This window comes from Paraglaciecola sp. IT1134 (genome assembly GCF_058068185.1).
Window position 1 is genome coordinate 4538766 of sequence record NZ_CM176486.1, and the last position, 16257, is coordinate 4555022.

Annotated in this window: 18 protein-coding genes; 8 read left to right on the top strand and 10 right to left on the bottom strand. The window is 46.4% G+C overall.

Annotated elements, in window-relative coordinates:
• Positions 1-243 precede the first annotated feature (243 nt).
• From AC3RV5_RS19730 to rsmI, 3 genes are all read right to left on the bottom strand, one after another.
• The gene (locus AC3RV5_RS19730; protein ID WP_489729279.1) at positions 244-897 is read right to left on the bottom strand and encodes a 2OG-Fe(II) oxygenase; all 654 of its coding nucleotides are present in this window, start codon (positions 895-897) and stop codon (positions 244-246) included.
• Between the two features lie 75 nt (positions 898-972).
• Entirely contained in the window at positions 973-1491 is a 519-nt protein-coding gene (locus AC3RV5_RS19735; RefSeq protein ID WP_489732217.1) for a 3'-5' exonuclease, read from the bottom strand.
• A 71-nt stretch (positions 1492-1562) separates the two neighbouring features.
• Positions 1563-2402 carry a 16S rRNA (cytidine(1402)-2'-O)-methyltransferase gene (gene rsmI, locus AC3RV5_RS19740; RefSeq protein WP_489729280.1) on the bottom strand — a complete coding sequence of 280 codons (840 nt, stop codon included), beginning with the start codon at positions 2400-2402 and terminating at the stop codon, positions 1563-1565.
• 272 nt (positions 2403-2674) lie between these two features.
• Here rsmI and AC3RV5_RS19745 point away from each other — a divergent pair, with 272 nt between their 5' ends.
• The 4 genes from AC3RV5_RS19745 to dolP are packed head-to-tail and all read left to right on the top strand — an operon-like array spanning position 2675 to position 6150.
• Positions 2675-4585, top strand: a complete 1911-nt coding sequence (locus AC3RV5_RS19745; protein ID WP_489729281.1) for a penicillin-binding protein activator — start codon at positions 2675-2677, stop codon at positions 4583-4585.
• On the top strand, positions 4572-4946 hold the full coding sequence (locus tag AC3RV5_RS19750) for a YraN family protein (RefSeq protein WP_489729282.1): 375 nt from the start codon (positions 4572-4574) through the stop codon (positions 4944-4946). The genes AC3RV5_RS19745 and AC3RV5_RS19750 overlap by 14 nt, the downstream gene beginning before the upstream one ends.
• A gap of 27 nt (positions 4947-4973) precedes the next feature.
• Positions 4974-5567, top strand: coding sequence for a phosphoheptose isomerase (locus AC3RV5_RS19755; protein WP_489729283.1), 594 nt, complete (start codon positions 4974-4976; stop codon positions 5565-5567).
• Positions 5568-5571: 4 nt separating this feature from the next.
• Positions 5572-6150: a division/outer membrane stress-associated lipid-binding lipoprotein gene (gene dolP, locus AC3RV5_RS19760; RefSeq protein WP_489729284.1), complete on the top strand. Its 579-nt coding sequence runs from the start codon at positions 5572-5574 to the stop codon at positions 6148-6150.
• A gap of 636 nt (positions 6151-6786) precedes the next feature.
• On the opposite strand, the gene AC3RV5_RS19765 is transcribed toward dolP, so the two are convergent.
• The 7 genes from AC3RV5_RS19765 to rplM all read right to left on the bottom strand — a co-directional run bounded on the left by AC3RV5_RS19765 (position 6787) and on the right by rplM (position 11778).
• Complete coding sequence (locus AC3RV5_RS19765; protein WP_489729285.1) at positions 6787-7221, bottom strand: ClpXP protease specificity-enhancing factor; 435 nt, start codon at positions 7219-7221, stop codon at positions 6787-6789.
• A gap of 18 nt (positions 7222-7239) precedes the next feature.
• On the bottom strand, positions 7240-7872 hold the full coding sequence (gene sspA, locus AC3RV5_RS19770) for a stringent starvation protein SspA (RefSeq protein WP_489729286.1): 633 nt from the start codon (positions 7870-7872) through the stop codon (positions 7240-7242).
• A 184-nt stretch (positions 7873-8056) separates the two neighbouring features.
• Entirely contained in the window at positions 8057-8791 is a 735-nt protein-coding gene (locus tag AC3RV5_RS19775; RefSeq protein WP_489729287.1) for a cytochrome c1, read from the bottom strand.
• Positions 8788-10056: a cytochrome b gene (locus AC3RV5_RS19780; RefSeq protein ID WP_489729288.1), complete on the bottom strand. Its 1269-nt coding sequence runs from the start codon at positions 10054-10056 to the stop codon at positions 8788-8790. The genes AC3RV5_RS19775 and AC3RV5_RS19780 overlap by 4 nt, the downstream gene beginning before the upstream one ends.
• 1 nt (position 10057) lies before the next feature.
• A complete protein-coding gene (gene petA, locus AC3RV5_RS19785) occupies positions 10058-10690 on the bottom strand; it encodes a ubiquinol-cytochrome c reductase iron-sulfur subunit (protein ID WP_489729289.1) in 633 nt (210 codons plus the stop codon).
• Positions 10691-10944: 254 nt separating this feature from the next.
• The gene (gene rpsI / locus AC3RV5_RS19790; protein ID WP_489729290.1) at positions 10945-11337 is read right to left on the bottom strand and encodes a 30S ribosomal protein S9; all 393 of its coding nucleotides are present in this window, start codon (positions 11335-11337) and stop codon (positions 10945-10947) included.
• A gap of 12 nt (positions 11338-11349) precedes the next feature.
• A complete protein-coding gene (gene rplM, locus AC3RV5_RS19795) occupies positions 11350-11778 on the bottom strand; it encodes a 50S ribosomal protein L13 (protein ID WP_489729291.1) in 429 nt (142 codons plus the stop codon).
• 396 nt (positions 11779-12174) lie between these two features.
• Between rplM and AC3RV5_RS19800 the strand changes: the two genes are divergently transcribed.
• From AC3RV5_RS19800 to AC3RV5_RS19815, 4 genes are all read left to right on the top strand, one after another.
• Positions 12175-14235, top strand: coding sequence for a trypsin-like serine protease (locus tag AC3RV5_RS19800; protein WP_489729292.1), 2061 nt, complete (start codon positions 12175-12177; stop codon positions 14233-14235).
• Positions 14236-14575: 340 nt separating this feature from the next.
• A complete protein-coding gene (locus tag AC3RV5_RS19805) occupies positions 14576-15034 on the top strand; it encodes a hypothetical protein (RefSeq protein ID WP_489729293.1) in 459 nt (152 codons plus the stop codon).
• 194 nt (positions 15035-15228) lie between these two features.
• Positions 15229-15618, top strand: coding sequence for an NADH-quinone oxidoreductase subunit A (gene ndhC / locus AC3RV5_RS19810; protein WP_489729294.1), 390 nt, complete (start codon positions 15229-15231; stop codon positions 15616-15618).
• Positions 15618-16256, top strand: a complete 639-nt coding sequence (locus AC3RV5_RS19815; protein ID WP_489729295.1) for a NuoB/complex I 20 kDa subunit family protein — start codon at positions 15618-15620, stop codon at positions 16254-16256. The genes ndhC and AC3RV5_RS19815 overlap by 1 nt, the downstream gene beginning before the upstream one ends.
• Position 16257 lies beyond the last annotated feature (1 nt).

The window sequence follows — 16257 nt, forward strand, 5'->3', positions numbered from 1 at the left end:
AATTATTGTTTGGTCGATTATTGAGCAAGGTGGGATCCCGCCCTACTCTTTGGTTAGATCAACCGTAAGACGAATCTAATTCAATTAGTCGCAGTTCACAACTTCTAGAATCAAATGTAAAAAGTACGACCAGCCAAATACAAATTAGATTTTGCAACAACATGAGAAATATTTGCAGAGATTATCAGAACCCACAATAATTTATATTATTTAATGCAAGTTCAAATAAAATTGGCCCACTTTTTACAATGGGGGATCGATCTGGCCACCAATACTGGCATTGATCCTGTACCAGCCGGCAATGCTATAACGGTCACGCTTAGCCATGCGAACTTCGTGAGGAAATTGCTCACTAAGAAAAATTATACATTGATTAAATAGCGGCTCGACAATTAGAAAGGGTGATGGCTGCACATCATGGAACATGAGTAACTCACCCTGGTCGCGTTTTACCCACAGTGGATTAAGATATACCACAATGCTCAACACGCGATTGCTTCGTCCGGCAAATGCATCCACATGTCGCTGGTAATAATCCCCTGTTGCGTAATGAGCAAAATGACTCTCGTAATCGAACAGCCCCATAAACAAACGACGATTAATTTCAATTCGCAGATTCTCCATAAGTAGTAGATACATTTTTTGGGATTCGCTGTCGCCATTTATCCAGGCAATACTATCACTGCGCACCTTGGTATTGACCTGCTGCTGGTACTCCCGGCCGATAGCCGCGAGTTTGAAATCCAGGCGTTGTCCGCTGCTCGCTTCGATGTGCAAAGCATTGGCAACAATAACAGGTAAGAAGTCAGTCACCACGCTATACCCTTGCTCGGTCAAATTTTGGCATATACCGGCGATTTTCTGTTCATTTAAACAGTTTCCGTCATGGTTTGGCATGAATGGGGAGTTTTCCTAAGGGGTATATCTAAACCCTGTATTGTGGTTTTGGAGCCTCAGACAGAGTAAACATCATCAATTGTTCCCTTTGTTAGGTATTGAGTTGCGTGTTTCCAGATAGGTCAGCAGAATGATAGCTGCGTCATGGCTGGCACGGTGACGACTTTCTTGTGAGATTGCAAACAATCTGTCTTTAGTGGGGTGCCACAGCGCCATTTGTTGCTCATTTAAGATGATTTCTAAGGGGCTGATTTTAAAACTCATGGAAATTGCCGCGCTCTCATACAAACGATTTAACCATGGACTGTCCACCACCCAACCGTCTGAATAAACGGTTTGTGCACCCAGGAGCTGGTTAAGCTCCAGACAGACTTGACTGACACTCACTCCTTTATCGATCAATACGCTACGACTAATACCGTGCAAGGCTTGCGCTTCATCGCTCCAGTGCTGCCAATCAGTTTGAGGCCTGACCAGGCGACAAAATCGTTTTTTGGTGCTCAAAGCCAGACCAATTTCGATTGGATAACTGTCGCTACCAAAACCACTGGCTTCGATGTCAATGATAATAGGCGTAAAAGGCTGAGCGTGCATATTGTCAAGGGCCGCGTTGTTCAACAGGATTATCTCCCTAAAAATCTAAGTTTAGCCATGGCGAATAACCGCTATAACGAAAAACTCAAGCCCAATTGATAAAGGCTGTTTTTCTTAATGCCAAACTGCTCGGCGGTAATAGCGGCTGCTTTTTTTGGTGGCAACTCTTGCATCAAGGCTTTAAGTAATTTAACGGCTTCTGCTGAAATCGCATTGGCATCAGGTTTATGACCACCGATCATCAATACAAATTCCCCACGTTGGTGATTTGCATCCGCAAGCAACCAAATCAATACTTCCTCAGCGGTGCCGCTGCAAAAAGTCTCAAAGGTTTTGGTCAACTCTTTAGCCAGTACCATGGGCCGCTGTGGCCCTAATGTGTCGACTATACAACTTACGGTATCTGCCACCCGCCTTGGGGATTCGTAAAATACGCAGGTACTGATTTCTCGCTCAAGGGCGGCTAGCGCCTGATTTTTTGCTTGGGCCTTGGCCGGCAAAAATCCTTCAAACCTGAAACTGTCAGTAGCTAAGCCTGCGGCGCATAGTGCAGTAGTGACCGCACAGGCGCCAGGCAAGGGGATCACATCCAGACCCTCGGCGCGGCATTTATTTACCAGACCGTAACCGGGATCACTGATAAGTGGCGTGCCCGCGTCTGAAATCAAGGCTATATTTTGCCCCATTTTCAGTTTTTCAATCAGCTGTATCGCCCGCTGACTTTCATTATGATCATGCAGGGAAATCAGGCGAGTTTTAATATCATAATGTTGAAACAGACGCTGACTATGTCTGGTGTCCTCTGCGGCGACTATATCCACCTCGTTTAGAATGCGCACCGCTCGCAAGGTCATGTCTTCCAAATTGCCAATTGGAGTGGGCACGATATAAAGCTTTCCTGAATTTACCACTGTGTTACGCCTTTTAAGTGTCTTGCTAACGAACGTTTAAAACGAATGTTTAAAACGAACGTTTCTAACTAACGTTTAAAATATATTTACTTAGTGTACTTTACTTCATATATCCACCACTGGCTGCACCTTAACGGGTAGATATTTGTCGGCTTTGGTATAAACTAACGGTCGAATTGGTAAGATGTTGAGTGAGCACGTTTTTAATGAATTTCAGTAGAGCTATCCTAATAACCAGTGTCATCTTAATTTCGGTTTCTTGTAGCACTGATGTGCGTAAAAAAACAGGCTCCCCTCCCCCCGTCACCAAGGTCAACAAAGTGGATATCGAGCGCGATAGCCAATATTATCTCGATCAGGCAAAACGGATGCACAATAAAGGTGACAGCATGCAGCGCAATCAGTTTTTGCTGCAAGCCGCACAAAGCTTGCAGTCGCAGCATAGTTGTGAACAAAGTATCAAGTTGTTGCTCGTTATCCAGCCAGAATTATATGCACCCGTCCAGCGAGGCGAAGGTCAGCTTTTGTTAGCTGAATGCTATATGCAGCTCCCTACTCCGGCTATTGACAATGCACAAGTGCTGGTCGCCAACATGCCTGTGACTACAGACTTCGAACATAGAATTCATGCCCTTAATGCCTCCTTCGACTCGCACCAAGAACGCTGGTTAAGCGCCGCGAAAAACCTGTTGGCCAGCGGTCAGCTGGATAGTCCCAAAAGCTTGGCCATATGGGAAATGCTCAAAAATCTGGATAACAAACAGCTTGAACAAGCCCGCTTGCGTGAACCCCAGCTGCTAGCCTGGATCCAATTAGCTATTATGACACAAAGATACGGCCTGCATCCTGAAAGACTTAAGTCAGCACTGGCACAATGGCAAAGTCGATATGCAGATCATCCATTAAATTTGGCCTTCCCTGCAGAGCTGCTCGCAGCCATTGCGTTACCTGTTATCAATCCAGGTAAGGTGGCGGTACTACTGCCTCTAACCGGACGCCTGGGCGGCCAGGGCAGTGCCATCAAAGACGGTATTTTGGCGGCTTATCTGGACAGGTTATCCACTGTTACTGACCTACAAGACACCCGCAATAATGCCAATACCACCGAGCAGGCAAACCAAATTCGTTTTTTTGATTCGGCCTTGAAAACCCCGGCAGAACTCAATGCCCTGGTAGCGGATTACGATTTCATTATCGGTCCTCTGCTTAAAGAAAATATCGCCCCTCTGATAGAGTTGTTACCTCCAGGTAAACCTCTATTAGCGCTAAACAGAATAGAGTCCAAACCAGAAGCCACTTTGGCCAATCAGCCTGCCTCCAGGACGAATTCTGCACCTGGCAGCCACAGTGCTTTAGAACCGACTGATAGTTCTCAAGAGGCGGCAATCCGCCCCGCCCACGAAACCTATTTTTTTGCCCTGGCCCCAGAAGACGAAGCCAACCAACTGGCGAAACATATACGCACCAAGGGTTTTAAGCGCCCTATCGTCCTGGCCGCAGATACCAGCACCACCCAGCGCATGTCTGAAGCGTTTATTCAGCAGTGGGCTAACTTGCAACAGCAAACAGATTACATCGCTTTGGATCACGCGACCTTTAGCGATAGCAAAAATATGCGCAAACAAGTTTCTGAATTACTTGATGTAAGCCAGAGTAAGGCCAGAGTAAAACAAATTGAAAATTTGACCAATGCCGAAGTCTATTCGGTGGAACGCAACCGCCGGGACGTAGATGCCATAGTGCTGTTTGCTAACCCCGAACAAACCGAGCTGTTAAATCCGATCATAGAATCCAGCTTAAGCCCCTTCGCTGGACGTGCAATTTCAGTGTTCGCTTCTTCCAGAAGTTACAGCCTGGAACTGACCAAAAACAGTATTCGTGACTTACGAAACCTGATATTTATCGATATGCCCTGGATGTTACCCGCTAATCCATGGCAATCCTTGGCCGAGCAAACTACCCTTTTGTGGCCCCAGCGCCAGGACACCTTACTGCGTTTGTTTGCCATGGGTTATGACGCGTATAGTTTGCTGCCCCAACTGCGCCATTTGCAATTATTGTCCCACAATTCCACCCCTGGTTTGACGGGTACCCTAAGTGTTAATGCTCAAGGAGAGGTCCACAGAGAGCTCCCTTGGGCCAAGGTCAGTCAGGACAGAGTCACCCTCATTGCGATGGATTAAACAAAAGTTGTCTTCGCTGCTCGGTAGCAGAGCCGAATCGGCCGCTCGGCGCTACCTTGAACAACAGGGTTTGACCTTTATCACCCAAAACTACCGCTGCCGCAGTGGCGAAATAGACATAGTGATGCAAGATGGCCAAGAACTGGTGTTTGTTGAAGTTAAATTCCGCAGTCAGCATCAATTTGGACGAGCAGTAGAGTTTTTTCACCCCAAGAAAAGACGCAAGTTTGAATCAGCAGTACAACATTATTTAATGGATAACGGTTTAAACCCTACGTTAGTTGCCCATAGAATTGATATAATTGGCATTGAGCTATTTGGCGGCAACCAGAACGAGATCAACTGGTTGAAATATGTGTAAGCGCAACAGCAGTAAAACGGAGAACAAATGTTAGACAGCATAAAGGCTAACTTTACCGAAAGTATTCAAACCAAAATAGCCTCTCTTGAAGTGTTGCCAGAACCCATAGGTCACGCAACCCAAATGATGGTTAACGCCCTTATCAACGGTAATAAGATTTTGTCCTGTGGCAATGGCGGTTCGGCCAGTCATGCACAAAGTTTTTCCGCAGAGATGCTTAATCGCTATGAGCGAGACCGACCCAGCTTGCCAGCTATAGCATTGACCACAGATAGTTCCACTATTACCTCTATCGCCAGTGACTATAGCTACGATGAGATTTTTTCCAAACAAGTTAGAGCCTTGGGTCAAGCCGGGGATATCCTGCTGGCCATCTCACCCAGTGGTGCGTCACGTAACGTCATTAACGCCATGGAAGCGGCTTTGAGTCGCGACATGACAATCGTGGCCCTGACCGGCCAGGATGGCGGTGAAATGGCTGGTCTATTGGGGCCAAGCGACGTGGAAATCCGGGTGCCATCCAGTCGGGATGTACGTATTGAGGAAGTACATTTGCTGGTGATCCATAATCTTTGCGAAGGAATAGATGATTGTCTGTTTCCAGAAAGTTCACAGGAGTAATACATTGTTAAAATACAGTTCAAAGATGTTAGGGGTAAGCTTGCTTGCCGTTAGTTTATTACAAGGCTGTGCCGCACTATTAGTTGGGGCTGGCGTAGGTGCCGCCTCAGCGGCCCATGATAGGCGTACGTTAGGAACCCAGTTAGATGACAAAACTATTGCCAGTCGCATTTCTATTGCCCTGTCTGAAAACAAAGCCATAGAAACCCAAGCCAATATTAACGTACATGTCTTTAATGGTTCCGTATTACTGGTGGGGCAAGCGCCCAATGAGTCCATTATACGCCAGGCTCAACAGATCTCTGAAGCAGTCAAAAACGTAGATAAATTACATAATCAAATCCGTTTAGGTGGGCCAATTTCGGCGAGTTCCGTTACCCATGACGTTTGGCTGGCATCAAAAATAAAAGCAAAACTCATTGCCGATAAACGGGTAGATGGTTTTCACATTCATGTTGCGGTGGAAAATTCAGAAGTATTTTTAATGGGTTTGGTCAGTAGCAAAGAAGCAGATATTGCCGCTAACAGCGCCAGAAACATCGAGGGAGTCACTCAGGTGATCAAGGCATTCGAATATTTGTAGGCAGCGTTTGCTGCTTCGTTGTGTGCGCCACCTGCAAGATGAGTGCTGATAATACCCCATGGCCTATTCGGTCATGGGTATTTGCTAACCAGCCTTATCGATTTTAGTCTGGCCACCTTAACTTAAGGTCAATCGATAATTGCTTTGGCGCCACAAACTGCCAACTAAGGTTTATTGCCGCAACTGCAGCAGGGCAAACCACCTAGGGTAAAAAAGAGTATTATTCCCGGGCGCTTTGCCAATCCATAGTGCTCACCACCTAAACCCGGCGTTGGTTTAAAGAGCAAAGCCAGACAACTTATTATGCCCAGCAAGACAGTGCCCCGACTGATCCCTTGAGTGCAGTACACCACGCCATCCAATATCTTAGCAACCCCCAGTAGACCGACATGTTCACCGCCGCTATCAACATTGTGCCCTTAAATAGCAGGGCCTCGGAATATTGCCTGCCGGTAGAACTATTGGATTGACAATGTGACCCATATGGATTGCACCAGGGCAGATATGCAAAGCTCCCCGTCAGTTGCCATGCACCACCGACATAACTAACCAAACACATAATGGGCGATATGCGATATGCGATATGCGGTAGGCAATAAAAAAGGCGCTAATTGCGCCTTTTTCTACCAATACTAATTACTTCACTACAGTGAGAGTAGGTTTACCTTTTTTGGGCGTATCCGGGTCTGGCTCGTCTTGTGATTTTTTTGCTACTGCCAAGGACGGCTTTTTTGACGGCGCCGAGGGTGTCTCATCAAACTCGTCTTCAGCAGTAAATACGGTGCCAGCACCATTTTCTTTGGCATAGATTGCCAATACCGCCTTGCAAGGTACCACCAGGTTACGGGGAACGCCGCCAAAACGTGCATCGAAGGTGATTTCTGCATTACCCATGATCATTTTGCCACAGGATGCCGGCGATACGTTTAGAACAATTTGTCCATCTCGCACATGCTCCTGTGGTACCAAGGTTCCAGGTGCATGGGCATCAACCACCATATAAGGCGTTAAATTGTTATCGACAATCCATTCATAGAATGCGCGTAATAAATAAGGTTGATTCGATGTCATCGACCAGTTCCCCCGACTTTATAAAGGGTTGTGAATTTCACGTTCTTGATCAGTCAGGGATGCCTTGAAAGAGCTTCTTTCAAAAATGCGATTCATATAACTGCGCACTTCCTTGCTCCCATTACCTGACAATTCAATATTCAAAGCCGGTAATCGCCATAACAACGGTGCCAGATAACAATCGACTAAACTGAATTCTTCACTCATAAAGAAAGGTGTTTCAGCGAACAAGGGCGCCAGGCTCAATAATGCCTCACGCAGTTCGGTGCGGGCAGCAGCTACATCACCCTGACCTTTCAAAATTTTCGTCGCCAAGGAGTACCAGTCATTTTGAATTCTATGCATGGTCAAACGGCTCTGGCCACGTGAAACTGGGTAAACCGGCATAAGTGGTGGATGAGGAAAACGCTCGTCAAGATATTCCATGATGATATGCGAATTATATAACACCAGCTCCCGGTCAACCAAGGTGGGCACCGTACCATAAGGATTCAGATCGATAAGATCTTCCGACAGACTATTTGGTTCAAGATAGCTGATTTCAACACCTACCCCTTTTTCAGCAAGTACAATACGTACTTGATGACTGTAAATATCAATGGTGTCTGAAAATAACGTCATGATAGAACGTTTATTTGTGGCTACAGCCATTAAGCTTCCTCCAAAATTTAGACCCCCAGGCAACAAATAAACCTTGAAATCCAATTATTACCACCCAAAACAAGACTCTACACAGAGTTTCAGATGGCAGAACGGTAAATTAATCTACCAATGATAAGAAAGGGGCTCGTGAGCCCCTTAAAATTTTGCGGATTATACATCAACTCTTGCAGAATTAATGCACATCTCGCCAATATTCTTTCTTCAGCAGATAAACCAGCACGGTTAATACTAACAAGAAGATCATAACCCAACGACCTATGCTTTCTGACTGTAAACGTGACGGTTCACCAGTATAAACGAGGTAATTAACCAAATCTAATACCGCTGCATCATATTCATCTGGGCTGAGCTCGCCGCTACCATCGGATTTGAGACCTACATAGCGGTCAACCATTTCCCCATCTACGAGTCGTTTCTCTGACGTTTTACTGGGTAAGCCTTGCAACTCTTGCAATACATGGGGCATACCTACTTCAGGAAAGACCAAATTGTTAACGCCAAAAGGGCGACTGTCGTCCGCATAAAAACTGCGTAAATAAGTGTATAACCAATCCGCTCCTCGCACCCGGGCGACCAGGGTTAAATCTGGGGGCGGCGCACCAAACCATTTCGCCCCAGATTCGCTTGGCATACCATTTTCGATATATTCCCCGGGCTTTTCACCGGTAAATTGTAAGTTTGCCTGGCCCAATGCCAAGGGAATGTCCAAATCGTCAAAGGCCCGTTGATAACGCTGATATTGCATCTGATGACAACCCAGGCAGTAGTTCATGAACAACTTCGCCCCGTTTTGCAAAGATGCTTTATCGGTCAAGTCATAGTCAGCGCTATCCAGATGGACATTACCGCCCGCTGCGAAAACGGCATTGGGCAGCAAAAATGCGAGTATCAATAGTAACTTCTTCATTCTGTGATCCTCGCTGGAACAGGTTTAACCGACTCATTTCTACTGTAAATCCACAGTAAAAAGAAGAAGCCAAAATACATGATGGTCAAAATCTGTGAAGCGATAATTTTCCAGGCCTCTTGCGGCGTACCGCCTAAATATCCGAGGAAAATAAACACGCCAGCAAAGGTCAGCAGATTCCATCGATGCAAACCACAACGATAACGCCAGGATTTGACTTTACCGCGGTCAATCCAAGGTAGTAGTGCCAAGGCCACGATAGCCGCAAACATACAGATAACCCCACCTAGTTTATGTGGCACGGCTTTCAATATTGCGTAGAAAGGCGTGAAATACCAAACTGGGAATATGTGTTCTGGTGTTTTCAGGTTGTTAGCAATTTCAAAATTTGGATGCTCCAGGAAGTAGCCACCCATGCCTGGATTGAAAAACATAACGTAACAGAAGGCCAACAAGAAGAAACTGAAACCCACCAAATCTTTGAGCACTATGTGTGGGAAAAACGGCACGATATCATCAATGATGTCGTACTTGTCCGTGTAGTATTCATGGATCTTAAATTTGGTTTTTTCGTCTTCGCGCAACGAGCCCTTCTTGCGTTTGACGTCTGTACCATCGGGGTTGTTGGAGCCAACTTCGTGCAAAGCAACAATGTGCAGGAATACTAAAATGACAATGACCAGCGGCAACGCTATAACATGTAGGGCAAAGAAACGGTTTAATGTGGCGCCAGAAATAACATAGTCACCCTGGATCCAGATCACTAGATCAGGGCCAATAACAGGTATGGCGCTAAACAAGGAAACAATAACCTGAGCACCCCAATAGGACATCTGGCCCCAGGGCAATACGTAACCCATAAAGGCTTCAGCCATCAAGGCCAGATAGATAAACATACCGAACACCCAGAGCAATTCACGGGGCTTCTGATAAGAGCCGTAAATCATGCCACGGAACATATGCAAATAAACCACGATAAAAAATGCCGACGCACCGGTGCTGTGCATATAACGCAGTAACCAGCCGTATTCCACATCGCGCATGATGTATTCTACAGAAGCAAACGCCCGCTCGGCAGAAGGCTCAAAACTCATCGTCAGCCAAATGCCTGTGACAATTTGGTTGACTAATACGATAGTGGCCAAGAAGCCGAACATATACCAGAAGTTCATATTCCTTGGAGCCGGGTACTGCACGGCATGCATGTTCGCCACGCGCATAACCGGCAAACGATATTCAATCCAGTCCATCAAATTCTTAAACATATTATGCCGCCCCTTCTTCGGAACCAATCAAAATGGTGTTGTCATCGATGTACATATAAGGTGGCACCACCAAATTCAAAGGTGCTGGTACGTTTTCGAATACCCTGCCAGCCATATCAAATTTGGAACCGTGGCAGGGGCAGAAGAAACCTTCTGCCACGCCTTCCACATACTCTTCAAAGGCACCATCTTTAAGATGTTGCGGCGAACAGCCCAAGTGTGTGCAGATGCCGACCAATACCAGGTATTCTTCTTTTAAAGAGCGATAACGGTTTTTAGCAAAGGCGGGTTGTTGGTCTTCTTCGGAGTTTGGATCTTTAAGTTGATCTTCAAAGGTCGCCAATGAGGCGAGTAACTCAGGCGTGCGCCTGGCTATCCACACAGGTTTACTGCGCCATATCACCCGAATAAGCTGTCCAGGCTCGATTTTACTGATATCAGCTTCAATATCGGCCCCAGCGGTCCGAGCTTTGACACTTGGATTCCAGGATCCGATGAAAGGGATTGCTGCACCTGCCACACCGACACCACCAACAACAGATGTGGCAACGGTCAAAAATCGACGCCGGCTATTATCTTGTGGCTGATTTTCGGTTACAGACGAATCATTCGCATCTAATGATACATTGCTCATCCAATTATCTCCGAGGGTTGAATTTGCTTGAACTTCTTCGCAAATTGACCAACATGGGTTTGCTAACAAAAGAAGTTCTGGTTTTGTCATTAACAGAAAATGATAAAAGAAAACCCACAGTAAATACAAGGAAATCGTTAATAAAACGAAGAAATACCGATACTTATGCTCTATTTATAAGGTTCTGCTTTATTCGTCTAAATATTAAACAAAAAAAACCCGGCAATTGCCGGGTTTTTGTAACAATATAACGATTAACGTTTTGAAAATTGTGGACGCTTACGCGCTTTGTGAAGACCCACTTTCTTACGCTCAACTTTACGTGCATCACGGGTAACAAAACCAGCTTTACGTAGAGCAGGACGAAGCGTTTCATCAAATTCCATCAGGGCACGTGTAATACCGTGACGAATTGCACCGGCTTGGCCGCTTATGCCGCCACCAGCAACAGTTATATAAATATCAAACTTTTCAGTCATCTCAACCAATTCTAGTGGTTGACGAACGATCATACGTGCAGTTTCACGACCAAAAAATACATCTAGAGGACGTTTATTAACGACTATGTTACCGCTACCAGCGCGTAGAAAAACACGAGCGGTAGAGCTTTTGCGACGACCAGTGCCGTAGTATTGAGTATCTGCCATTTTCTATGCTCCTTAAATGTCTAAGACTTGAGGCTGTTGAGCAGCGTGTTTATGCTCAGGACCAGCGAAGACTTTCATTTTGCGGAACATATCGCGTCCAAGAGGACCTTTTGGCAACATACCTTTAACCGCTTTTTCAATGATCATCTCTGGTTTGTGGGCTTGTAACTTTTCAAAGTTAGTCTCTTTAAGACCGCCTGGGTAACCAGTATGAGAGTAGTAAATTTTGCCCTTGGCTTTGTTGCCAGTCACAGTTACTTTCTCAGCGTTGATCACAACAATATAATCACCTGTATCCACATGAGGAGTGTACTCAGGTTTGTGCTTACCGCGCAAACGGCTAGCAATTTCAGTCGCTAAACGACCTAAAGTTTTGCCAGCGGCGTCTACCACGTACCAGTCACGTTTTACCGTTTCTGGCTTTGCAACATAAGTTTTCATCTAATATTACCCAAAAAATATTTATAAACGTTACTTGGTTCCTTAACTGCCAAACCTAAGTTTAACACCACAGAAACCGCTTAAAATCAGCACCTTGACCCCTTCGAGCCGTACGATTCTTCCACTTTCCCAAAGTGGGTGTAACTGGGCAGGGCGCGAATTATACAGAAGTTTCAGCTAAAGGCGAGGGTAAATATTGAACTTTTATAGACACTGCCCCGTATAGGCATGGTACTGAGCGCGGATATCGCAACAAAAATGCCGACTCGGTGCACACATTTGCGACTTTTTAGGTACTATACCCGATATTATCAGTGCTAATTGGTTTCAAGTGCCATGTTAGCGCCCAAACTCGCCCCTGGCATCTAATGTAGGTGGCTTTGAAAGGTTTTCTCCATGAACAAATTATCCGCAGTATTGTTCTTAGTTACATGCTCCCTCACAGCCACGGTGCCTGCACCGGCCAATTCCACTGAATTTCCAGGCAGTGTGCAAAATAAGGTAACGGGTCAAACCCGTATAGTGGGTGGTGAGCCCGCCTTGCCGGAAACCTGGCCCTGGATGAGTGCCTTGGTTTTTACCTTCGCCGGGGTAGAAACCGAACTCACAGTTGGCTCCACAAACTACCTGACCAGCCCCTTTACCGGTAGTCCAGCAGGTCACGTTATGGGTAGTCTGGTAGACTGTGAACTAGGTGTCACCCCCTGCCCTAACGCCCAAAATGGGATTTGCCTGATTGCAAGGGGCGACATTACGTTTTCTGACAAGGCCCTGAATTGTGAAGCTGGCGGCGGGATAGGCGTGGTCATCTACAATAATGAGGCCGGCCAGATTGCGGGAACCTTGGGGGCCAATTTCAGTGGCACGCTGCCAGTAGTAGGGGTCAGCCAGCAAGACGGTCAACTGTTGCTGCAACATCTGGCTGAACCTGTCGACTTGCGTGTGGCCAATGTCAGCAACATACAACAAGACCCCACCTGTGGTGCAACCTTTTTAGGAGATAAATGGGTCCTTAGCGCCGCACATTGTGTGGACGGTGAGAGCGCTTCACTGTTGAAAGTGAATGTAGGTGAATACGATATATCCGACGGCGCACAAAATGCTATCGCCATAGCGGCTATTTATATCCATGGAGATTATGACGCCGACGCCATCACCAATGACATCGCCCTGATTGAACTTGTTCGCAGTGTGGATGCGCCGGCAGTGCAGCTTGCCAGTTCACAACTCACCACTGAACTGACCATGGAACATAGTCCGGCCACAATAATCGGCTGGGGAGGCAGAACCGGCTACGCGCCAGGGGAAGGGCCTACAACAGATTTTCCCGATCTGTTGCACCAGGTCGAGTTGGCGCTCAGTACCAATGAAGAATGTCGGAACACCCTGGCGAACAGTTTACAAACCTTGCCGCAAAATACCGGTGTTACGCAGTCGATGCTGTGTGCTGCAGCCCCCCAAGGCGGAAAAGGATCATGTCAGGGGGATAGCGGCGGCCCCTTGCTTATCGACAGCAATACCGGCCCCCAACAAATAGGCATAGTCAGCTGGGGATTTGGCTGCGCGTCGGCCGGTTATCCCGGGGTATTTACTCGAGTAAGCGAATTTAAAAACTGGATTGATGCAATAACCCAAGGCATAGCTATAACGCAGAAGCAGGATTTCGCTGTCACCCCTGTGGGGGTGACACAAGAGGGAACGGTAACGGTATTCAATCACAGTGAAACAAAGGTTAATCTGACGTTTGCCATTGACGGCGACAAGGTCTTTAGCCTGGCACAAAACCATTGCGCCCAACTCGATTCCCAGCAAAGCTGTGAGGTAGAGGTGCAGTACAAACCACTCTTTGCCGGTCAATACAGTGCTTATGTGACAGTTACCGCGGATGACCCGAATGTTGCCACCAGCAGGACAAACTTAAGCGGGATCGCCCTGGGAGCAGCTAACGCTTTAGATGGTGTGGCTGGCCCCAGCAATTCTTCCCTAAGCTGGTTTTCCGGTGGCGATAAGGCCTGGACCACCCATGCGCTTTTTGGCGTGCAAAGTGGTGCCATTGGAAATTTGCAGGACAGTATATTAATGGCCGTTACCCAGGGCGAAGGAGAGCTGATATTTGAGTGGTCCGTTTCTTCAGAAGAAAATAGCGATGATCCCAGTGATCCTTTTGATGCGCTGTTCTTGTGGATCAACGGTGAGCAAATCGACTTCATTGCCGGTGAACAAGAGGGGGTTTATACCAGCCAAACCTACTCCTTGGCAGCAGGGCAGAATATTATCACCTGGGTGTATCACAAAGATGCGGATACTGTTGCCGGTGACGACACAGCTTTTGTACGTAATGTAGTTTTCAAACCCACAGTTACTGCATTGCCAGTGGTAGCAAAAAAAACCGGTGGCGGCAGCTTGGGTTGGCTGAGTCTGACGTTGTTTGGACTCGTCTTTATCAGGCGTAAATAAAAGCGCCAGACTACTTTGTGAGGGCAAATTAACCATGGCCCTCTTAATTTAACATCCTAAGGCTGAGCACCTCCGAATCGCCCAATTTATTCCCCGTCGGGTAGAAGCCTGACAATTTCAGTTCCAAAGCGACGTCCGTGCATGTTGTCAGCGCACCGTAGACACGTGACCCAGTGAGCTAAACCAAAAGACAAACCTAATCTGCACAAAAAACATCCTACTTTCAGTATCTTCTGATTAATTATTGCGCTATGTTAAAAACATGTTAACCCGCTTTTTAGCTGGAGTTGGCACACATTTAAGCAGGGTCATTGCGGGATCAGGAATAGGAAAACTATCAATGAGTAATTTTTCTCAGGTGCGTGAATTATTACAGCATAATCAAAAATTACATGCGCGCACGGCCATATTTTATCAAGTTTTGGCTGATAAAACCGATGATCATCGGGTTAACATGTTGCTGGTTATCTTAGCCAAACATGAAACAGAACTGTGTAACTCTATGTTTAGCTATATCGATAAAGCGCCGACTAAAATACTCAATACCTACTTCCAATTTGATCATGAACTGGCGGTGGCAGACTTGTTCGCTGCTGAGTTAGTGCACAAAGCAGTTTCAGCCAGCGAGGTTGAAGTCATCGCGACCCGAATCGATGATTATTTTTGTGATCTTTATCAGGAAATGCTGGCTGCGGTGGATTGTGAACAGGTCAAGGAGCTATTTGAAAACTTGTTGGCACATATGCTTGAACAGAAAAAACGCCTATCCATCGATGTTTATTCTATGCTGGATATGTAAAAAATAATAAGGCCCAAGGCCGCAGTACAAAATAGATTGCGCCGTTAACCTGGATAATCAAGCGTTTATATATTTGACGAAGTTGATTTTTTGGTTAATTTTAGAACAACCTTCATGGACGTTGTAATTGGTCAGTCCAAAAAGGTGAATTCGACGATTACGATCGAACAAACAGTTTTTTTGGGGAATAGAATATGCAGCAAGCGCTGGTCGAACTGTGGCCAATACTAGTGTATTTCACCTTTACCTTAGTTCTACTTGGTGCCGTCATGTTCGCCTCGTCGCTATTGGGGCCAAGAACCCGGGGGCATTCCACTCACCTGCCCTATGAATCCGGGATATTGTCTCTGGGCACGGCCCGCGTCAAATTTGCCAACCATTTTTTCCTCTACGCCATCTTCTTCGTGATTTTCGATTTAGAAACGCTGTTTCTGTTCGCCTGGGCCATTTCCTTTGAACAAGTGGGTGTCAGCGGTTTTATCGAAGCTTTGGTATTTATGATAATACTGCTGATAGCGCTGGTGTATTTATGGCGGGTAGGCGCACTTAATATCCTTAAAAGACATTTACCGGAGCAAAGCTAATGGATTGGAATCTCAGTGACCCCAACACCACCCAACGTATTCCGGTACTGGATACCCAGGTTCAACAAGAAATAAAGAAGAACGTCATTTTTACCAGTCTGAACAATATGATTAATTGGGGGCGTAAGAATTCTGTGTGGCCCTTTAACTTCGGCCTGTCATGCTGTTATGTGGAAATGGCCACCAGTTTTACCGCTCGCCACGACATTGCCCGCTTTGGGGCCGAAGTCATACGTGCCACACCAAGAGAAGCGGACCTCATCGTCATCTCCGGTACGGTGTTTCGTAAAATGGCGCCGGTAGTGAAACATTTGTACGACCAGTTACTGGAACCAAAATGGGTGATCTCCATGGGCTCCTGTGCCAATTCAGGGGGGATGTATGATATCTATTCTGTGGTCCAGGGAGTGGACAAAATCTTACCTGTGGATGTATATGTTCCTGGTTGCCCGCCCCGCCCGGAAGCCCTGATGCAAGGATTAATTTTGTTGCAAGAATCCATCGGCAAAGAACAACGTCCCTTTAGTTGGGTAGTGGGAGAAGACAACTACCAACAAATCGACAAACCTAGCCAGCGGGATATTCACAACAATGAACGCATGCGTGCACGTGATCTGCCCCCTCCGGATCGGGTGTAAA